Below are 21,118 nucleotides of genomic sequence, written 5' to 3' on the forward strand. Positions count from 1 at the left end.
AATACACTTTGCTACTTTGATTATTTCATAGTAGCTTTCTTTTTGCACATCAAACAATATTTACAACAAGACACCCTGTTGTCGTGGTTGCTGTGTTATGATTGAAATAAAAGGAGGATTCATTATGAAAAAAGAAATTTCTATTATTGAAAGACCAGAGAAATTTACGGAGCAATACCTGGCAGCCTACGGCAATATGTCATGGTATGATTTTGTGACAGCCATGCCTTCCATGGTATTCGTCGTTACAGGTTGGAAGTCGAACGGTAAGGAAAACGCCTGTCTGCAATCTTGGTCAAGTTTTGCGGGAAGCGGAGCAGAAAATTTTATCTGTATCATGGGAAAAGTCGATAAAGGCGGGCATATGTATCAATCATTGAAAGAAACGAAGGTATGTGTGTTAAATTTTCCTTCAAACGACATTTATGACCGATGCATTAAAACCATTGGTAATAATCAGTTTGAAACAGATGAAATCACCGCTTCCGGCTTAACGGTGGAGAAGGCTAAAAAGGTCAACGCACCGCGAATCAAAGAGTGTTTTTTGAATATTGAATGTGAATTTTTATGGGAACATGAGCTTTTTGTAGGAAGCCAGGAAGTAGCGGTCGCATTAAAAGCCGTCAACATTTGTATGGATAGCGATCGCTACGACCAAAGCAAAATCGGTAGATATGGAAAGAGCGGTTTCTTGTTTCAAGTTGATCAGCCTACCAATCCAGAAACGGGAGAAACAACACCTTTCGGTCCTGGAATATTGGAGCAAGGTAATTCAATTCCCTGGATTGTAAAATAAGCCTTTTCTACATATTGTAAGAAAATTAACGCTGCCTTCTAATAATAACAACACCGATTAATTTTTGAAATGAAAAAGCACTGAATAACAAAATGCGGCATTAAGCATAAGCTTAAGTGGCGCATTTTTGATTCTGAAAAATGTTGTAGGTTGAACCATCGAGATATATGGTGATATCATACGGATGGAAGTTTAAGAAAGTGGTGAAGCCAATGATAAAATAGCAAAATGATTCTCTAAATACTCAAAGCATATTATATGACAGAATTATATTTTAAAGGGAGATTCTAAATGTGCACAAGTTTTGCAGTATACAATCAAGAAAAAGCTATTTATGGTATGAATTTCGATACTGAAGAAATTGATTTAAAACTAAAAGTCAATCGTTATAATGATATGAACTTATTTTACTTATCAGGCTTAGTAGATAACCAATACAGGGATATCGCCGGGATTAATAGTGAGGGTCTTTTTATCTGTACGCAAGCAGTAGAGTATAGTCCAGGTTTTAAATCAAGTTGTAACGAAAATGATTGGTTTGCTTTTGACACTTTTGATGAGGCGCTAAAGAAAACAAGAAAAACATCTGAATTTTTTGAAATTCTTAATAAAAGAGTAATCTCGTATCCTAGAAATCCATTATTTCCAGATTTAGGGCTGCATACTATTATCGCTGATAAAACTGGTAATGCATTTATTCTGGAAGAAGGAAATGATACCAACATCGTAAGCCCTATTCATAATGATTTTATTATTATGACTAATTTCCCAAATGGGAATTTTAAGGAAGCAAATTATAATAAAGTATATGGGATAGGTGCAGATAGATATATTTGTGCTCATGAATATATATATAATAATATTCATAGCTTTGGAATAAAGGAAGCCTTTGAAGTTTTAAGTAAAACTAGTCAGGAGGATACTCTCTGTTCAATAGTATATGAACCATTAAAAAATGAGATTTATATTAGTTTTAAAAAAGATTTGAGCAAGAAATGGAAGATTTCTATTAACGAAAAAACAATCCAATCATTGGATGGATTTTTAAGCAATAATAAAATTCAGTTTACAAAGGATGAAATATTAGTGAAGGATCTTATTCGCTTATATAACAATTAATATGCAAGAGCTATTGTATTTATATAAAATTATTTTATAATAGTTATAGCAGAGTATACCATAATCATACAGTTGGACATTATTGGGTCTTAAATGCTTAATTTATATAATATACAGCTTAGAGAAAGGATGAGGCTATGGATATCAGAATCGAAAAAGGAAGTTTAAAATATCTTAGCGATTGTGAATGTGCACTCTTGAACTCCGAATTAGGAAGAAAGTATTTTGAACATGAGGGAAGTGGAAAAAAAGCTATAATAGAAGGATTGGAACAAGAGAATTTATACGTTGCAATAAGTAACAATGAATGTGTAGGTTTTGTGTTTTACATACCCAAAGGTATTTTTCATAGTTTCCCTTTATTACATTTAATTTCGGTAAAAGATGAGTACAGAGGCAAGGGAATCGGTAATAATCTGATGAGTTTCTTAGAAAGTTTAGCTTTTGAAAATGCTAATAAAATATTTTTGGTTGTTGCGGACTTTAATCCAGATGCAAAACATTTTTACGAAAAATTGGGCTATCAACAAGTTGGCGAGATACCAAACCTTTATAGAAAAGGGATAAATGAATATTTAATGATGAAAGAAAAAGAAGTGTAATTTAGTTTGTATCAAATAAGCATAACACCATACGCTCAACACATTAATCATACCTATACCTAATAAATATACCATACATAATTACAGTCCGTCACACCATTAATGTGAACGGGCTGTAATCATTCTTCGAGATTTATAGCATTAACACCGGGTTGTACTTTGGCATGCCCGACCGTGTAATATAGCAGTACTCTCGCTTGTTGAAATATGTCAAGCTGTATCCTTTGTTACTTCATTGGGTATAATAAACAAATCTAAAATATAGAAAGGAGTTGATGTCCATGCAAACTACAACAGATAGAGTACCTAATCGCTTGATTAATGAGAAAAGTCCGTATCTCTTGCAACATGCTTACAATCCTGTGGATTGGTTCCCTTGGTGTGATGAAGCTTTTGAAAAAGCTAAGAGAGAAGACAAACCTATATTCTTGTCGATTGGGTACTCCTGACGTGAGTGCAGTAATCTACTTGCCATTGGTGCCATGTAATGGCACATGAGTCCTTTGAAGATAAGGATGTTGCTGAATATCTCAATGCGAATTTTGTAGCAATAAAAGTTGACAGAGAAGAACGACCGGATATTGATAATGTATATATGACAGCTTGCGTAAGTCTTACAGGAGAAGGCGGGTGGCCACTAAGTATCTTTATGTCTCCGGATCAGAAGCCTTTTTATGCCGGAACTTATTTTCCGAAGTATTCCAGGTATAATATGCCTGGGTTTACGGAGCTGTTGAGAGCAGTCAGAAAAGCATGGGACAACTCAAGAGAAGAACTGTTAAAATCCGGTGATGAGATTATGCAGGCCATGCAGCAGAAAGAGCATAAAAAATCGGAAGTTGACTTAAGAGAACTGACAGACTCCGGTGCAGCAGCTTTTAAGAAGTATTTTGATAAAAACAATGGCGGTTTTGGCAGAGCGCCTAAGTTCCCCACACCCCACAATCTGATGTTTCTGCTTAAATATTACTATTATTATAAAGAGAAAGAAGTACTTACTATAGTAGAAAAGTCACTGGATGCAATGTATCGGGGCGGAATATTTGATCATATCGGATATGGTTTCTCCAGATATTCTACGGACTCAGTCTTTTTGGTGCCTCATTTTGAAAAAATGCTGTATGACAATGCCCTGCTGACCATTTCCTATCTGGAATGCCTGCAGCTGAGTGGAAAAAAACATTACGGTGAAATAGCAGAAAGAATTCTGCTATATGTGGAACGGGAGCTTAGAAGCAGCGAAGGTGGTTACTTTTGTGCCCAGGACGCAGACAGTGAAGGTGTGGAAGGAAAATATTATACTTTTGTACCGGAGGAAACTATACAGTTACTGGGTAAGGAGGATGGAACGTATTTCAATGAATACTTTGATATAACAGAGAAAGGTAATTTTGAAGGAAAGAATATTCCGAATAGGATACCTGCACTAGAACTCGGTAACATTGAGACCATTCTGGAGGAAAGAATTGATGCTCTTACTCCACAGATTTATAACTATCGTTTCGGAAGGACAAAACTACACAAGGATGATAAGATTCTCACCTCCTGGAACGGTTTGATGATAACAGCCTGCGCCAAAGCCTACAGGATATTAAGAAAAGAGAAATATCTTTCCATGGCTGAAAAAGGGGTTGTATTTATCGAGAAGCATCTATCTGAGAAAGGGCGTTTAAAGGTACGTTACAGAGATGGCAGCAGCAAGGGAGAAGGACATCTTGAGGATTATGCATTTTATATTCTTGCATTGCTAACTCTTTATGAAGCTTCCTTTGACATTCAATATCTTAAGCTGGCAGTCAGTTATGCAAAGACTATGCTTGCTTTCTTCTTTGATGAAAAGGAAGGTGGATTTTATTTAAGTGCAAAAGACAGTGAAAGTCTTATCTATCGGCCAAAAGTAGTAGATGATAATGCTATACCCTCCGGAAATTCTGCGGCAGTGTTTGTATTAAAAAAGCTTGGGGATATGACTGGAGATACGGAATTTATATATTCAGCTGAGCTACAGATAAAGTATCTTTCCGGCGCTATTGATCATCCCCTGTCTCACAGTTACACACTCTCAGCAATGCTTGATTTCATACAGCCTGGCAAAGAGTTGGTGTGTGTTACGAAGGATGGAGAAACAGCAGCATTAGAGAAGTTCTTAAATCGTTATTACCTTCCCGGTTTAAGTGTTGTGGTAAAGAGCACAGAGAATGCAGAGCAGCTTGGTGAGGTCATTCCTTTTACAAAAGATTATCCGGTAGAAGACAGGACAGCATATTATCTATGTCAGAACAGAAGCTGTCAAAGGCCGGTTTATGATATTTCTGCGCTGAAGGAACTTATGGAATTATAAAACGAAGGGGCAGTTCAAGCAGGGGTATTACCCAAATACCTGTTTCGTTATCCGGCATTTGGTTTCCAGGAACAAAAGTAGAGAATAAAAGCTGCTATTTCAAAGTATCACTTCAGCAAATCTAATGTGAGGAGAAGCTTTTACTAGCAGCTTTTGTTAAAACATTTATTGAGTTATACGTTAATACAATAGGATGTCATTATGAAATCGACATTCATAAAATTCTCACATCTTACTGAAATATAGATATTCCGATATTTTCTTTTATCCAATAATAAAATTTGAGATTAAACTTCTCTGATATTTCTACAGGATAGTTATCAATGATATAATCCAGTATCTTTATGAGAGAATTCATGATTTTATCGATACTCTCTTTATTCATTCCGGAAGCAGCGCCGCAAAGCCACTCAAACTGTTCGGCAGGAATGATTTCATTAATTTTCTTAAGCCCTAAATAGGCATAATCCTTATCATAAAGATAACGGAGTAAAATTGCACTGCTGCTGATGGTACTGGACATAATATGCTGTGCCCAAGGGTAGTTTCCACGCCTGTAAGCAGCATCACCCTCTATAAAGTAATACATGGCTTCGTTAAAGTATTCAACCAGCTCTTCCACCGCGGTGATACGAAATTCCGGTTCATAGGAACTGAATTTATCCGAAGGATCGTAAATGATTTTTATTTTGTCACTATGAGGAAGAGTATCTGCCGTAACGGTATATAAATCAAAATGGAGACCGTTGTTAAAGATTGCAACAATCTGTTCTGCGACAAAATTCACATGGCTGGCATATAGAATCGGCAGATAGCTCTCCAGATATTCCATTCTATTCGCTAAAAAGGTCTGCAGGTGTTCCTCTTTTACAACCGCATACATATCTACGTCGGAGAACGCATCATCATCGTCCCGTCCAATAGAGCCTTTTACCAGAATTGCTTCACATAGTCCATCTGCTATCATAGCTTTGCTGATTACTTCAATTGCTTCATAGGTTCTCATAATTACCTCTTTCCGGATTATCCAATTTTGTAATGTTTCCTGTTTCTACGGATGCTGCTGAATTACTGTAGGCTGTGTTTGAAGCTTTTTTGTAGGACCGGAGGTTACACTGTATGGGAGGTTAAGTACTGCACTTGGATTGGATAACGATTGTCTGACATTGCTTAGGGTGTGTCTGAAAACTGCTTGTGCCGGGCTGGATGTTCCACTTTGTGGGAGACAAGGCGTGATTTTGGGTGCGTAGTGGTGCTACGTTCCCAAAATTGCAACGCAGAATACCGCAAAGTGGGGCATTCAGAATGGTGCAATGAGTTTTCAGACACACCCTAGGTTACCACAATAAATTTATCTACATTTTCAAATAATAATGCGGCCTGTGTATTGAGATCTTCGCTGAAGGCAGAACATTCTTCTGCCGCGGCAACATTGTTCTGAACGATAGCAGAAATCTGGTTGATGCCTTGGGTTATTTGCATAATCTCGTTGTTCTGTTTTCTGCTCTGACCGTCTATTTCTTTCATGATATCTCGAAAACGGTCGATCATGGTGTTGATATCATTTAAGGAGGAGGCGGTTTCAAGTGTGGTCTTTGAACCTTCTTCTACTGCTGCAATGGAGGTATGGATAAGTTTTTCTGTCTCGTTTACAGCATCTGCAGACTGCATTGCTAATAGACGCATTTCCTCGGCTACAACAGCGAACCCTTTACCCTCTGTACCTAAACGGGCTGATTCAATGGAGGCATTCAGTGCCAGAAGATTGGTTCTGGCAGCGATTGCACCTACCGCTTTGTTAATGGAGCTGATTTTTCCAGAGGCAAGTTCGATATTTTCCATGGCAGCCCGTAAGTTCTGCATTCGGTCATTCCCTTCTTCCGCCTTATCAAGGATTTTTTCTATGTATTCCGCAGCTTTATCCACACTTATGGTATTTTTTTCAACATGAGAAGAGATTTCTTCCAGAGAAGCTGACAGCTCTTCAATAACTCCGGCCTGGTCACTGGCTCCTTCCGCCAGTGTCTTTGACATATCGGAAACCTGTACGGAACCGCTCTTTACCTGGCTGGAGGCCTGATTGATGGAGAGTAGTGCTTCGTTTAGGAAGGCAGTAATGTCATTGATAGAGTTCTTTATAGGTATAAAATCGCCCTGATAATTTCCTGCGGTCTGAATTCTTAAATCACCGGAGGAAATTTTTGAGAGATTCCTGGTGATGTCTTCCACAATAGAGTGCATCTGTGCAATCAGGCTGTTTTCAGCAGCAGCCAGAATTCCGGTCTCATCTTTTGTTGTAATATTCTCGGTTCCGGCGGAATGGACATCACCTTCGGACAATTGATGAAGTCGTTTGGTCACCAGTGTCAGGGGCTGTATGATGCCTGCTATAACTTTGCTGGTCTTTCTTGTACCGACAATAACACAGGCAATACTGATAAGAATCAGCAAAACACTGGAAACAGCCTGCTGGCCTCGGAGCTTAATTACTTCTAGGTTGATATCATCGTAATAGTTCCCGGTGCTGATATACCAGCCGTAAGGTTCAAACTTCCCGGTATAGGCTCTTTTCTTAAAAATGCCGTCTTTTTCCGGTTTGGTGAAGTAATATTCTGTATAAGCGGTTCCATTGTCCCCTGCTTTGATTAGATTTTGTATGTAATAAGTGCCTTTTTTGTCTACTGCATCAAATCTCATGGTACCTTCGTATTCAGGATTCATATGAATGACACATAATCCATCAGCCATATCTGCCCAAAAATAACCATTGCCATTATTATAACGACTGTCCCTGACTAACTGTTCGGCTGTAGCCAAGGCGTCTGCCTCCGTTATCTCACCGTTCTCATAACGTGCATAATTAACGGAAAGGGTGCTGATAAGATTATCAACGGCGGTTTTAATTTCCACATCAAAGCCCTGTTCCTTCTCCTTTATTGCTGTGTCGTAGGATATCTGTAATGCAATTCCGGCGGTTATGAACAATGCAACAACAGTTACAATTAATATATTCTGAACTCCCTTTAGCAGCTTGTCCTTTAACATCATGTCTTTGGTGTCTGTCTTTTTCATTTGTAAGCCTCCATTTTCATTTCTGTCATTCGTTATAATCGGTTAATCTGGACAAGCCCGGCGATAGAGCCAGCTAAGTCTGGAAACTCAAAAGATAACTGTAAGCAAAGATTTATATATTTCATCCAGAGCAATATCTGGGGATGAAGTTAAAAAAATTCGTGTATAAGTATCGATAGCTCAATATATTATAGTAATCTTATTCACAAATTACAAGTAAAAATCGTAAATGAGATTTGTAAATAGTATTCCGTGAAGTATATTTCATCCATTTTATAACTTAAAATGGATGCTTCCTGTATCGGGTATAATTTTGAACGGAAATGTATAAAAAAAATATCAGAATATCAAAAAAATAACAAAAACAAACAAGCTTAAAATAGATTTGGAACTAAAAATATATAAAAATGCACGATTCAAAGTTGAAAGTGAACAGTATTTTGTAAAAAGTGAATGGAAAATATTACATATCGGATTTAATATAGGACTTGTAAATTTTAGAAAGGAACTTTTTGGGGTTTGTTATGGAGGGCAGAAAAAAGCTTATGCTGCCCATCTGTAAGAATTATGATTGGAGGTAAAGGGATGAAAAAGCGAAAACGCAGAGTGCTTGCCATACTATTGGCTGTAACCATGACTGCAGGAAATGTAGCCGGTACCAGTTTGCCGGCAGCTGCACAGGAAATCAGTGGGAGTGGGAACACGTCCGGCTATATGCATTATGCAGAGGAACAATTAATTGCCGAATACAACTTTGGCACAGATATAACAAAGGATAGTGTGTATACACCCGATACAGGAGTTGGTTTTCAGGATGTGGCATATCCAAATGAAGCAGCGGGCTGGATTGGCGGGGTATATAACCCAAGAGTTCCGGTGTATACTGAAGCAGTCGGTTATGTAAATACCGTGTCAGGAGGAGCAATCAGTGCAGATGTACTGGAAATATCGGGGAAGGTGTGGACAGAAACAGAAAGCAGCGGTTATGGTGTATACACCTATGAAAATACCTCTGAATTCTGTATGGATCTTGCGAATGCCGATTACAATGTAGGCATCACTCTGGTAAATCCAACAGATAAAGCCTATACCGCATATCTGGAGGCAGAGAATATTACTAAAACCTCCGGTATTACGGTAGTTCCGGGAGGATCGGTAACATCAACCATAACTGCGGTGCTGGTGGACGGACAGCTGAATCTGAAATTCCTGGCAGCCAGCAGTGCCACCCAGGAAGCTTCAGCAGTTCCTGGTAAGGTATATGTAAGTAAGGTATCTGTAATCAGGCAGGCAACCAATGGAACAGCTGCGAAACCGACGATATTTATTGCCTCGGATTCAACTGTGCAGACTTATGATGCGTATTATTATCCGCAGACCGGCTGGGGACAGGTACTGCACAATTTCTTTGGCAGCTTTGTAGGCGAATATGAAACCGTTGACTGTAATTACAGCCAGGCCCAGACCTATGAAACTGAAAACGTCATAATTGAAAACAGGGCAATCGGCGGCAGGAGCTCCAAGTCCTTTATAGACGAAGGGAAACTGGATGACCTCCTGGAGGACGTAAAACCGGGTGATTACGTCCTGGTGCAATGGGGACATAATGATGCCACAACTTCCAGGCCAAATCGTTATGTGTCACCGGCAGAGTTCCCGGAAGCTTTACAGTATTACATAGATGGGGCCAGACAGAGAGGAGCTACCCCTGTACTAGTAACTCCGGTAGCCAGGTACAGCCCCAAGGCTGACGGAACCTTTAACAGTGACTTTGAAAGCTACAGGCAGGCAATGTTAACCTTGGGCACAGCCCAGAGTGTTCCGGTACTGGACTTAACAGGTGCTTCCCTGGCCTTGTGCGAAAGTATTGGAGTGGAGGGCAGCAAGTCTTTATTCCTGCATCTGGCAGCCGGTGATTATGAGGGTGCTTATGCCGGTGGTGTTTCAGATTCTACCCATCTCCAGTATTATGGCGCATATAAGTTTGCCCAATGTGTGGCAAAGCTGATTGGAAGCTACACTACCGATGCACAGCTCGATGCATTAAAGGGAGCAGTAGAGCTTAATGCTCCCACCACCCTTCCGGCAGCAGTTACCGGAACGACGGTTACTACGGTAGGTGCAACCAGTGTAAGTTTTAAATGGAACGGTGCAGAAGGTGCGGAGCTGTACTATATCTACCGAAAGGAACTTACGGAAGGTGAGACCATAGACAATGTGGATTTTTCAACGGCACAAAAGTATTCTGTAAGTTCTACGGTTAAATATACAGATAAAAACTGCGTGGGCGGAAGAACCTATGTGTACGCTGTCAGAGCCTTTAATGAGTTCGGGTTAGGTGAGTTCTCAGAGAAATTCGCCGTAACCACCAAATCTGCACAGTATAGATATGATTTTGACAATGTGGCCTCTGACCCGGTACTCGCGGGCTGGAATCAGGTAACCTGCACCCAGCTCTATTCTGAGACACTGGGATACGGCTGGATTACTGCACCCAATTATGGCCGGAACCGCGCAAATAACGGAAATGCCGATTCCAACGCCATGACAGATGATTTCTGTTTGGGAGCGGGTGAATTTGCGGTAAAATTACCGAACGGTGATTATGAACTGAAAATATATGCAGGTGATCTGTTGCCTACAGCTACTGGTACCATTAAATCCTCCTACACAGCAGAAGGAGAATCTATTGGAACAATTTCTGCAAAGCTATCAATCGGAACCTTGAGTGCTGTGGTCAGGATTACGGATGGGATGTTAAATTTAGGAGTAGGCGGTTCCAATTATATCAACGGTATGGAAATTACACCTTTACTATTGGCACCGGCCAATGTATCCTATTCAGAACTTGAATTTACCGAGCGGAATGCTACCTTTCTCATAAGCTTTGGTGAAGTAAGCGAAGCTGTTTCCTATAAGGTATATCAGAAAGCTTTCACGGACTTAAACTTTACTGTTGTTAAGTCTATTGCGGCAGCCGACAGGGAATCTCTGGACGCAAGGGCAATGGTGGCCAACATCGGTGAGACCAGACAGTATTATGTAACGGCTGTAACAGCTGATGGTACAGAATCGGCAGCCAGCTCTGTCTTAACCATTGAAATGACAGACCCTAATTCACCACCTCCGGCTAAACCGGTTAATCTGACCTGTGTTTCAGCAGCGGAAGGGAATATCGTAATTTCCTGGGAAGCAGTAAATGGTGCTATTTCCTATAACATCTACCGCTCTGACAAAGCAGAAGGAGCCAAAGGCTTTAACGGCTTTCAGAAAATAGGAGAAGCAGCGGCACCTTCCTATACGGATACTGACAGTGATCTGGATACCAATATTCATTATTACTACAAAGTGGAAGCGGTAGGAAAAGGCGGTGTAGGGGAGAAATCCGATGTCTTGCAGACTCCCATAACAGATTCCCTTATCAGACAGAAAGCAGAGGTACTCACTGACAGAGGGCTGGTGGCAGTGAATCTGTCAGGGGATAAGGGTGGTGAAATCAATGTAACCACAAAGGATACAGAAGGGAAGGAATTGACCTCAGGGGTGTATTTAAGCTGGAGGCTCTTAGAGAGTGATACAGAGAATACTACCTTTACAGTCTATAAGAACAATGAGATATTAATCTCCGGTCTGCCTGTGACAAATTGTGTGGATGCCTCAGGTACTTCCGATGATGTATATAAAGTAACAGGAAGTTCCGATGGTACATCAGGTATAGAAGCGATAGCAACGGCTGTCTGGGACAATTATTTCATAGAAATGCAGCTTGATAAACCAGAAGACCAGATAATGCCCGACGGAACAAGCTGCACCTATACAGCCAACGATATGTCCGTAGGAGATTTGGATAAAGACGGCGCTTATGAACTTATAGTCAAATGGTATCCTTCCAATGCCAGGGATAACTCCGGAGCTGGTTATACCGGCACTACCATATTGGATGCTTACGATATCAATCCTGCTACAGGGGAAGCCCTTCTAATGTGGAGAATTGACCTGGGAGTTAATATTCGTTCCGGTGCCCACTATACCCAGTATCAGGTATGGGATTTTGATGGTGACGGCAGTGCAGAGCTGATTTGCAAAACTGCGGACGGCAGCACCTCTTACCAGAACATGAACAATGTCCTTACTGAAACCGGATATGTAGGAGCTGTAAATGCTTCCGCATTACCTACCTCTTCTGTCAGCAGCTCCAATGATTATAGGAATACCTCCGGTTATATCTTAAACGGACCGGAATATCTGACAATCTTTGACGGTGAAACCGGACGGATTATTGATACCACGGAATATGTACCTGTAAGAGGAGATGTTTCCTCCTGGGGAGATGCTTACGGCAATCGTGTAGACCGATTCTTATCAGCAGTTGCTTATCTGGATGGTGAGAGGCCCAGTGCTGTGTTCTGCCGTGGATACTATAGCAGATCCTGCCTGACCGCTTATGATTTTGTGGATACCAATAACGACGGAATCGGTGATAAGCTTCAGATACGATGGAAATTTGACACCAACGATTATCCGGTAAATATTTATGGTGAAACAGAAGCCCAGGGTAATCACGGACTTTCTGTAAATGACCTGGATAATGACGGGAAAGATGAGCTTGTATATGGTGCCCTGATCGTAGACCATAACGGAAGCTTGAAATATGCTACCGGTTTAGGTCATGGAGATGCCATGCATGTATCAGACTGGATTCCTTCTAATCCTGGACTTGAAATCTTCTCTGTTCATGAGCATTCCAATGCCAAATACCAGGTAGAGATACATGATGCGGAAACCGGTGAAGTGTTATGGGGCTATTTTACCGGTGTAGATACCGGGCGTGGTGTAGCAGCAGATGTGGATCCCCGCTATGAAGGGGCGGAAATGTGGGCAAATCCTGCCTGGGATGGTACGGACGGAGGACTTTATTCTTCCTTGTCAACCCTGGAGAATTTCGTTAAGATATCCAACAGTACTCCGGATGTGAACTTCTCCCTTTTCTGGGACGGAGATTTGTTAAGCGAAATGCAGAACCATAGCTTTAACAACAGTGCTTATGTACCCATCAGTACGAACCTTACTAAATGGAATTATACAGACAGCATATCGGAAAAACTCTTTGAAAGTACGGAGGTTTATACCAGCAACGGTACGAAAGGTAATCTGGGACTGGTAGCAGATATTCTGGGTGACTGGAGAGAAGAAATCATAGCCAGAACCTCTGCGGATAACAGTAAGATCAGAATATATACTTCAACCATCTATACGGATTATGTTATTCCCTGTCTTATGGAAAATGATGCTTACCGCATGGGTATCGCCTGGCAGAATGTAGGCTATAACCAGCCAGCCAATCTGGACTATTTATTGACAGAAGGAGTGCAGACTGCAAAGCTGAGCTTAAAGGAAGCTGGTATCCATTCTGTAGAATTTAACTTTACGCCAGCTTCCGATAGTATCTATGGTTATGAGACAGAAGGCTATCAGATACTGCGAAGAACAGGACAGCAGGGGGCTTTTGAACTCCTTGGTACGGTGGATGAAGATACTCTTACCTATAAGGATCTTACGGCGGCTTCCGATACTGCTTATCAGTATTGCGTAGCAGCAGTAATAAAAGGAAAGGCCTCTTATCTGTCATTACCCCTGGAGGTTAAGACTGCAGTGGATTTGACTTCAATAGTTGACTTTGAACTTGAGGACATCGTAGAAGATACCCCTGTGCCCACAGGCGGAATGGCGGCACTATTGCCGGCGGCTATAAAGGTAATAGACTCAAATGACAAAGAGACAGAAGCCGGCGTTACCTGGGATGTTTCAGAGCTGAACCTGAAAGAGCCGGGAACCTATCAGGTAATAGCAACTGTAAACGGTTATACACTTACTATTAAGAAAACCGTAACAGTAGTACCTAATACTATTACAGGATATGAATTTGCGGGATATACAAAGACCAGTGAGACAGAACCTTATTATACCCACTATCTTGTAAAAAATGAAACCTCCCTTGTTCTCCCCGCAAAGGTTACCTTCCGCTTCTTAAACGGTACGACAGAGGAAGCAGCAGTTACCTGGGATACCACAGAAGTTGATAAGTCGCGTACTGGTATTTATAAGGCAGAGGGAACGACGACAGAGCTAAAGACTTCTGACGGAAAGTTCGGTACCGGAACTGTAAAGATGAAGGTGGAGGTTAAAGAGGATTACATTGTAAGCCTTGATGAAATCCAAAGTATCGAAGCGGTAATTAACAGTACGGAAGCCGAATTAAAGGCCCTGCTTCCCGCAGCAGTAAATGCAAATTTCAAATCAGGTGAAAAATCAAGTGTACCTGTTATCTGGAATACAGAGACAGCTGAGGAATTACTTAAGACTGTGGGTAATGTAACAGTTACCGGAACGATTGCGGACTACTCTGGAACAGCTGCTATTACTGTATATGTAGACTATAAGGCATTATGGAGATTTGATTTTGGTATCAGTACCGGTAATGTTGAAAGCGGATGGACCGGAGTTACCGTAAATGCAAAAAGTGCTAAAAAGACAGCAGAGTAGCTGGGAATTGAGTATTCAGAAGCCAAAGGATATGGTTTTAGTAATAGTGCCGCAATAATCGAAGGACGTACGGAGGTGTTTACACAAAAGGGAATACTTCCTGCCAAAGTGTATACGGATTTCGTACTTCCTGATGGGCAGACTTTCCTGGTTGACCTTCCGAATGGAACTTATAAAATTGACTTTTCTTCTGGTTCCACAAACAAAAGCAGTGTGAAGGTAACCGTAGAGAATTCGACCTCTGTGTTTACAGTAAGCAATGCGGCAAATACCTATAATATTGGAACTGTAAGCAATGTAGTTGTGGCCGATGGGCAGCTTTCCATGAATTTTGCTGCGGGTAATACTTCCAGGTTAAACGCAATTATCATCAGGCAGGTATCAGAAGCAGGTTCTACGCCAACGCCGACAGTGACAGCAACACCGACAGTGTCAATAACTCCTACAGTGACAGTAGTACCAACAGTAACGGTAATTCCAACAGTTACTCCAGAACCAACGCCCACAAACACGCCAGCTGTGACACCAACCATTAGTCCAACACCTACAGCTACGGTGGCACCAACCGTTACTGTAACACCGACAGCCACTGCGTCTCCTACGGTAACGCCTGTAACTACAGCAACACCTTCAGCAGAACCCACACCAACGGTTATAGTGATTCCTACAACCCCCCCTGTTCCGGCGACAGAACCGGGAATCCAGGGTTCAGAGAATATAAAAGGTTGGGAGAACATTTCCAAATACCTGAAGCAGGCAGCAGAGGAAGAGCAGCAAGAAAATATCGTAATACAGGCAGGAAGTGATTCCGTACTTCCCAAAGAAGCCCTGTCAGCTATTAAAGGGAAAGATATCAGTGTGGAACTGCAATATAACGGCTATAGCTGGATCATTAACGGAAAGGAAATTACAGGCAAGAACCTGGCAGCGGTGAATCTTAAAATCCTGCTGAACACGGATGCAATACCGGCTCCACTTATTCAGGAAATAGCAGGTGAGAAACCTTATGTTCCTTTACAGCTTGTTCATAACGGCGAATTTGGCTTCCAGGCAGCACTTAAGATTCGGCTGGAGGAAAGCAGTTACGGTAAATTTGCAAGTCTGTATTATTATGAACCGCAGACTAAGACTCTTAAACTTCAATCCATTAACAAAGTTGATGCAAAAGGAAACACCTCTTTTCAGTTTGTCCATGCCTCTGATTATGTGATTATATTGGAGGATAAGCTTTCCCTGGAGAGTGAATTGAAGGAGCTAAAGATGGCAGTTTCATCAGAAACACTGTATTTCGGTGGAAATACCGAAAATACCGCAACGGTTAAGCTGGAAATACCGGAGGCGGTAAAGGCGGCAATCGAGAATGAAGCGGTTACAGAGAGCATAAGTTATAAGTCAAGCAATATAAAAGTAGTCACAGTAGACCCCAAAGGTAAAATAACTGCCAAAGGTAACGGAGCGGCTACCATAACTGTTACTGCTACCATTGGCGGCATAACAAAGACCTTTACCAAAAAAGTAACCGTAAAGCAAGCTCACATTGAGGTAGTGCTGAAAACGAATTCCATGAAGAAAGGTGAAATATTTACCTTTGCTGTAAAAGGTTATGGATATGCCCCAAAGGGCATAACTTATGCCACTGCAAAAAGCTCTATCGTTGAAATCAATAAGACCACCGGCAGAGCCAAAGCGGTAGCAAAGGGTACGGATTATGTGGTTATTACCTACGGAAAACATACACAAAAAATTAAAGTAACAGTTAAATAACAGTTTAGGGCCTCCAACAGGAGGTCCTTTCTCAGGTAGTGCAATTATCCTTTTCATTCATTTATAGTTTGTGTATTAATTTCTTTAAATAATTCTTGAAACGAAACAGGTGGCTTTAAGTGTGGTAATATAATGAAAGCCATACAAATGTTTAACAGGGAGGAAATTAAAATGGATTATACCGTAAATAATAAAGAGGCCTGGGAAGAGGCTTTTAATAAACACAAGGAAGGCTGGGGAGATGATATTAATTCTCGCCTGGCAAACGAGAATCTTCCATTTATAGAAGAAGTACTGGCGGAGGAACTTACCCGATATGACTTTAAGGCTAAGGCAATTGCACAATTCTGTTGCAATAACGGAAGGGAATTGATGGGACTTATGAAGCTGGGGGCCTCTAGTGGTACAGGCTTTGATATTGCAGAAAATATGATTGCCTTTGCCAATAAAAAAGCCGGGGAATTAGAGTTAAACTGTAATTTTATCGCCACAGATATACGAGATATCAAGGAAAGTTATAATAACAGCTTTGACTATATTTTCATTACCATAGGTGCGTTGGCCTGGTTTCGTGATTTAAAGGTGTTTTTTGAAAAAGTGGCTGCCTGCCTGAAACCACAAGGGCTCTTATTCATTCATGAGATGCACCCGGTGACAGGTATGTTTGGGGTATATGGCGAAGAGAACTTCGACGAAAGCATGCCTGAAAAAGTTGTAAACTCCTATTTTAAAGAAGAGCCCTGGATTGAGAATAACGGTATGGGATATATGTGCGGGAAAGATTATGAGTCCAAGACCTTCTACAGCTATTCACATACGCTGTCGGATATCTTGAATGGGATAATACAAAATGGGATGAACATAACCAAACTGAAGGAATTTGATTATGACATCTCTGAATCCTTTCAGGAATTAAGTAACAAGGGGATTCCGCTGTCTTTTCTTTTGGTAAGCCAAAAGAAGTGATTAAAATACCAAGATCAAATAAAGCAGCATACACCCATTAAGAGGTATACATGGTCTTAAATTCCGTGGGGGTGCAGTCCTTCATTAGGCGGAACATACGAATAAAGGCAGAAAGACTTGAAAAACCGCACCGCAGGGACACTTCTGTAATGGTTAATTCATTATCAGCCAATAATTTTTCGGCGGCTTCGATTCGCTTTCTATTCAGGTACTTATAATAGGAGACGTTGGTAAACTGTTTGAACAGGCGGCTGAAATGATATTTGCTGAAGCCTGATAATGCAGCAGCCTTGTCAAGGCTTATATCTTCCCCGCAGTGCTCGCTGATATAGCTGCAGATATACAGAAAACGTTCGGTATATTCCCGTTGCTTATTAAGCCTGCTGTTAAAGCAATTCAGATTAGGGGAATAACTTCTTCCAATACGTACAAAAATCTCAAGGAGCTTGGCATAAATAGAAGCTTCACTGAGTGACATATCATTAAAATATTCTTCGGATATCTCGTAAAGAAGCTCTTTGATTTTATCATGGGCTTCTTTTTTGTCCTCCGGAATAATCAAGAGAGCAGGAGAAATTATAGACAAAGTCGCTTCTAATTCCTTAATTCCGTGAAGAAGAGTAAAATCTGCCTGGAATATAAGCCTTTTTCCTTTCTCAGCCTCCATACTGTGTATGGCTCCCGGAGTGATAATCAGGATATCGTCCTCCCGTAAAGTAAACAGAGTCTTACAGCAGGTGACCCGGTAACTGTTTTCAATGGGCATAATGATCTCCAAAGGAGCATGCCAATGGCTGGGATAGGCTTCGCAGTCATCATTGGCATAAAGCCTTATGGTCGTATTGGTCTTAAAATTAACGGTTTCTTTTATTCCATTCAAAGTTTCTATCATGATTATGACCTCTTCCCTTATTCTATCATTTCGTTTTAGCTTTTAAAGAAGGTATGGAAATTACACTCCACTTTACAAACTTCATGGCTTTCCGCTGGATGATTGGTAACTTAGCAGCACAGTAACACGGTATTTAAATAAATGGACTGGTAACTAAAAAGTTGAGCTTCCTTCAGAGCAGGAGGTAGGTTTCTTAAAAATTGCGATTTTTTTTGAGTCATAATAGAGCATATACCTAGTATATACCTTTGTGCTATAAGAATGAAAGGTTATTTTGTATATTTCTTACAGGAAAAATCAGTTTCGTATAAGCACTATAGATAACCATGTGTAAATAAGGTTTTACAAAGCATTGATATTTATAGCAAGAATTAGGAGTAGTTGAGCAATTATTTGGAAGAAAATGGATAATTGCTTTGCTATACTTTACTCATTGCTTAAAGGTCAGACGGAATAGAGGGTTTACTTATCACAATTAATAATGAGTAGGAGGGTTATGTATTTATGATTAAGAAAAAAGTTCTTGCAGTTCTTCTCACTGCGGTAATGGTCTGCGGTTCCTTAGCAGGCTGCGGAAGTAATAACACTGACGGAGGGGATAAGGCTACAAATGCTTCAAATGGAAAAGTACAGGAGATCAAATGGATGTTCTGGGATGATCTGACGGCAACAGAGGATTTGATTTCCCTGGGGTATGCTGAGGTTATCAACCGGTTCAATGAGGACTACAAGGATAAGTATCATGTTACGGCTGTTACCACAAATCTGGAGGAATATGATACCAAACTGAATGCCTTGATTGCCTCGAAGGACTGTCCGGATGTGTTTATATGTAGTCCGGGTCCAAATCTTACCCAATATGTGGAGGCCGGTGTTGCCGCAGATTTAACGGATATTCTTAAGACCAGTGAAAAGGACTGGTATAGTACTTTCACAGAAGGTATCTTTGAGCGTATGACCTATGACGGAAAGATTTATGCAGTACCCACCAACTTTGCCGCTGCATTGGTATTCTATAATACAGAAATGTTTCAAAAAGCAGGCGTACAGGTACCAGAAAATTATGACCAGTGGATCGAAGCCTGCAAGAAGCTGAAAGAAGCAGGGTATACACCGATTTCCTGTTCTGCCGGAACAGCCTGGTGCCTGTCTATGATCGCCGGTTATCTTTGTGACCGTGAGGGTGGACCTGACAACTTAAAAGGTGTGAATGAAGGAACGCTTGACTGGAATGACAAGACCTTTCTTGATGCAGGGAATAAACTGGTAGAGCTATCCAAGTATTTTCAGGAAACTGCGGCAGGGGATTCCAATGATCAGGCAACAGCTACCTTTTATAACGGAGAAGCTGCCATGCTGGTTCAGGGTTCCTGGGCAATCGGACAGATCAACGGAAATAATCCGGAATTCGAGGATAAGTGTGGTGTATTCAGTTTTCCCGGTATAGAAGGCGGAGCAGATCCTAACCGTATGATCGTTAAGACAGACAACCTTGTAATGAGTGCTACCACTAAGAATCAGGAAGCCTGCCTGGCGTTAATGAAATATTTTACCGATGATACAGCGCAGAAATACACAGCAGAAGTCGCTGGAAAGATTCCGGTAATCAACGTGGCATATGATAAGGAAAAAGCACCGGCACAGCTTGGTTACGTAATGGATATCCTGTCTAAATCAACCGGAACCCTGGGCTTTTATAATGAATCCCTGGCATCGGTGGAGGCTGGAGATGTATTTGATAATGCAATGGTCGATCTGTTCCTGGGTAGTCTGACCTCAGAACAGGCTTTTGAACAGGTTCAAAATTTCTACACCGAGAATGTCCGTAAGAAAAAATAGAACGAAAGGAAAAAGAGACTGTTAATATCACAAGGCTGCTGTAAGAAGTCCCATGGCTTTCTGTCACACAGCGACAAAAAGGCACATTACTGATTTCTGTGTACTGTAACCGTACAAGACTGTTCGCTTTCAGTATACAGAATCGGCAATATGTCTTTCAGAACGTTCATGACGGAAAAGCCAAGGACTTCTTACGACATCCTTTTTGCACACTCATGTAACAATCGTTTGCGCAACCCCTGCGGGTTCGTATATCCGAAATGAAGTAAAAACTGCCAGGGAGGTACCTATGGACAAAATATATCGTAATAAGACCGCAATTATTCTGTTTGTTGCACCTGCATTTATTTTATTTACAGCTGTACTCTTAGTGCCGATTTGCCAGGCACTTTATTATTCTCTTTGTAACTGGAATGCCTTGACCGGTGCTGAATTTACCGGGTTTGATAATTTTAAGAAGCTGTTTATGGAAGATGCCATCATGAGGACAGCTTTAAAGAACTCTATTTTCTTCATGCTGTTTTCTGCTGTCAGTCAGCAATTTATGGGTTTACTGCTGGCTGCGCTGCTTACCAATGTTAAACGCGGAAGGAATCTGTTTAAGAACATTTATTATCTGCCTGCGGTATTATCTTCTGCAGCACTGGGACTTCTCTGGTCCTTTCTCTTTAACCCGAAAATGGGTGTCAATCAATTGCTCAGCCTGATAGGTATAAAAGGCCCTCTCTGGCTGATGGATACAAAAGGTTTTATTGTTCTGCCCATGTGGGTAATTGCCTTTGTGGCTCTATGGCAGTATGTAGGGACTACCATGATGTTATATATGGCGCAGATTGCGGGGATTTCCGGTTCGCTTTATGAGGTGTCTTATATAGACGGAGCCGGCAGGTTTAAGAGTTTTTTCCATGTTACCTTACCTTTAATTAAGCCAATGATTGCCACCTCTCTGTCCCTGAACTGCATTGGTTCCCTGAAATTCTTTGATCTGGTATATAACATGACCCAGGGAGGTCCGAACCATCGGACGGATGTGCTTGCCACCCATCTGTATAACCAGGGGTTTCAATATTTTAAATACGGTTATGCCAGTGCCATAGGGGTTGTGCTATTGGTCTTATGCATCATTGTAACCTTTATTATCAGTAAGTGCCTGAAGACAGAAGATTATGAAATGTAGGAGGTTA

General features: G+C 41.0%; 14 protein-coding genes. 10 read left to right on the plus strand and 4 right to left on the minus strand.

Going from position 1 to position 21,118, the window contains the following annotated elements:
- The first annotated feature begins 124 nt into the window (after positions 1-124).
- The 5 genes from R2R35_RS18025 to R2R35_RS18045 all read left to right on the plus strand — a co-directional run bounded on the left by R2R35_RS18025 (position 125) and on the right by R2R35_RS18045 (position 4,858).
- Positions 125-796: a flavin reductase family protein gene (locus R2R35_RS18025; protein ID WP_317731223.1), complete on the plus strand. Its 672-nt coding sequence runs from the start codon at positions 125-127 to the stop codon at positions 794-796.
- Positions 797-1,087: 291 nt separating this feature from the next.
- Positions 1,088-1,915 (plus strand): choloylglycine hydrolase, encoded by an 828-nt coding sequence (locus R2R35_RS18030; RefSeq protein ID WP_317731224.1) that lies wholly within the window; start codon positions 1,088-1,090, stop codon positions 1,913-1,915.
- Positions 1,916-2,052: 137 nt separating this feature from the next.
- Positions 2,053-2,517: a GNAT family N-acetyltransferase gene (locus R2R35_RS18035; protein ID WP_317731225.1), complete on the plus strand. Its 465-nt coding sequence runs from the start codon at positions 2,053-2,055 to the stop codon at positions 2,515-2,517.
- Positions 2,518-2,798: 281 nt separating this feature from the next.
- The gene (locus tag R2R35_RS24595; RefSeq protein ID WP_317731226.1) at positions 2,799-2,966 is read left to right on the plus strand and encodes a DUF255 domain-containing protein; all 168 of its coding nucleotides are present in this window, start codon (positions 2,799-2,801) and stop codon (positions 2,964-2,966) included.
- A gap of 38 nt (positions 2,967-3,004) precedes the next feature.
- On the plus strand, positions 3,005-4,858 hold the full coding sequence (locus R2R35_RS18045; RefSeq protein WP_317731227.1) for a thioredoxin domain-containing protein: 1,854 nt from the start codon (positions 3,005-3,007) through the stop codon (positions 4,856-4,858).
- A gap of 232 nt (positions 4,859-5,090) precedes the next feature.
- Here R2R35_RS18045 and R2R35_RS18050 read toward each other — a convergent pair whose 3' ends face one another.
- The 3 genes from R2R35_RS18050 to R2R35_RS18055 all read right to left on the minus strand — a co-directional run bounded on the left by R2R35_RS18050 (position 5,091) and on the right by R2R35_RS18055 (position 7,930).
- Entirely contained in the window at positions 5,091-5,864 is a 774-nt protein-coding gene (locus R2R35_RS18050; RefSeq protein WP_317731228.1) for a hypothetical protein, read from the minus strand.
- A 121-nt stretch (positions 5,865-5,985) separates the two neighbouring features.
- Positions 5,986-6,189 (minus strand): DUF6783 domain-containing protein, encoded by a 204-nt coding sequence (locus R2R35_RS24750; protein WP_442872252.1) that lies wholly within the window; start codon positions 6,187-6,189, stop codon positions 5,986-5,988.
- A 1-nt stretch (position 6,190) separates the two neighbouring features.
- The gene (locus tag R2R35_RS18055) at positions 6,191-7,930 is read right to left on the minus strand and encodes a methyl-accepting chemotaxis protein (protein ID WP_317731229.1); all 1,740 of its coding nucleotides are present in this window, start codon (positions 7,928-7,930) and stop codon (positions 6,191-6,193) included.
- 585 nt (positions 7,931-8,515) lie between these two features.
- Here R2R35_RS18055 and R2R35_RS18060 point away from each other — a divergent pair.
- From R2R35_RS18060 to R2R35_RS18070, 3 genes are all read left to right on the plus strand, one after another.
- On the plus strand, positions 8,516-14,473 hold the full coding sequence (locus R2R35_RS18060; protein WP_317731230.1) for a rhamnogalacturonan lyase family protein: 5,958 nt from the start codon (positions 8,516-8,518) through the stop codon (positions 14,471-14,473).
- 6 nt (positions 14,474-14,479) lie between these two features.
- Positions 14,480-16,237, plus strand: coding sequence for an Ig-like domain-containing protein (locus tag R2R35_RS18065; RefSeq protein WP_331670296.1), 1,758 nt, complete (start codon positions 14,480-14,482; stop codon positions 16,235-16,237).
- Positions 16,238-16,408: 171 nt separating this feature from the next.
- On the plus strand, positions 16,409-17,203 hold the full coding sequence (locus R2R35_RS18070) for a class I SAM-dependent methyltransferase (protein ID WP_317731232.1): 795 nt from the start codon (positions 16,409-16,411) through the stop codon (positions 17,201-17,203).
- A 37-nt stretch (positions 17,204-17,240) separates the two neighbouring features.
- Here the strand turns inward: R2R35_RS18070 and R2R35_RS18075 are convergent, their stop codons facing one another.
- A complete protein-coding gene (locus tag R2R35_RS18075; protein WP_317731233.1) occupies positions 17,241-18,095 on the minus strand; it encodes a helix-turn-helix domain-containing protein in 855 nt (284 codons plus the stop codon).
- Between the two features lie 504 nt (positions 18,096-18,599).
- Here R2R35_RS18075 and R2R35_RS18080 point away from each other — a divergent pair.
- On the plus strand, positions 18,600-19,934 hold the full coding sequence (locus R2R35_RS18080; RefSeq protein WP_317731234.1) for an ABC transporter substrate-binding protein: 1,335 nt from the start codon (positions 18,600-18,602) through the stop codon (positions 19,932-19,934).
- Between the two features lie 289 nt (positions 19,935-20,223).
- Positions 20,224-21,111: a carbohydrate ABC transporter permease gene (locus tag R2R35_RS18085; protein ID WP_317731235.1), complete on the plus strand. Its 888-nt coding sequence runs from the start codon at positions 20,224-20,226 to the stop codon at positions 21,109-21,111.
- Positions 21,112-21,118 lie beyond the last annotated feature (7 nt).

The sequence above is a fragment of the Anaerocolumna sp. AGMB13020 genome, from assembly GCF_033100115.1.
GTDB lineage: Bacteria > Bacillota > Clostridia > Lachnospirales > Lachnospiraceae > Anaerocolumna.

Bases quoted from the DNA above. Each gene is read 5' to 3' on its own strand.
- R2R35_RS18025 (WP_317731223.1), top strand. From the start codon at position 125: ATGAAAAAAGAAATTTCTATTATTGAAAGACCAGAGAAATTTACGGAG.
- R2R35_RS18030 (WP_317731224.1), top strand. From the start codon at position 1,088: ATGTGCACAAGTTTTGCAGTATACAATCAAGAAAAAGCTATTTATGGT.
- R2R35_RS18035 (WP_317731225.1), top strand. From the start codon at position 2,053: ATGGATATCAGAATCGAAAAAGGAAGTTTAAAATATCTTAGCGATTGT.
- R2R35_RS24595 (WP_317731226.1), top strand. From the start codon at position 2,799: ATGCAAACTACAACAGATAGAGTACCTAATCGCTTGATTAATGAGAAA.
- R2R35_RS18045 (WP_317731227.1), top strand. From the start codon at position 3,005: ATGGCACATGAGTCCTTTGAAGATAAGGATGTTGCTGAATATCTCAAT.
- R2R35_RS18050 (WP_317731228.1), bottom strand. From the start codon at position 5,864: ATGAGAACCTATGAAGCAATTGAAGTAATCAGCAAAGCTATGATAGCA.
- R2R35_RS18055 (WP_317731229.1), bottom strand. From the start codon at position 7,930: ATGAAAAAGACAGACACCAAAGACATGATGTTAAAGGACAAGCTGCTA.
- R2R35_RS18060 (WP_317731230.1), top strand. From the start codon at position 8,516: ATGAAAAAGCGAAAACGCAGAGTGCTTGCCATACTATTGGCTGTAACC.
- R2R35_RS18070 (WP_317731232.1), top strand. From the start codon at position 16,409: ATGGATTATACCGTAAATAATAAAGAGGCCTGGGAAGAGGCTTTTAAT.
- R2R35_RS18075 (WP_317731233.1), bottom strand. From the start codon at position 18,095: ATGATAGAAACTTTGAATGGAATAAAAGAAACCGTTAATTTTAAGACC.
- R2R35_RS18080 (WP_317731234.1), top strand. From the start codon at position 18,600: ATGATTAAGAAAAAAGTTCTTGCAGTTCTTCTCACTGCGGTAATGGTC.
- R2R35_RS18085 (WP_317731235.1), top strand. From the start codon at position 20,224: ATGGACAAAATATATCGTAATAAGACCGCAATTATTCTGTTTGTTGCA.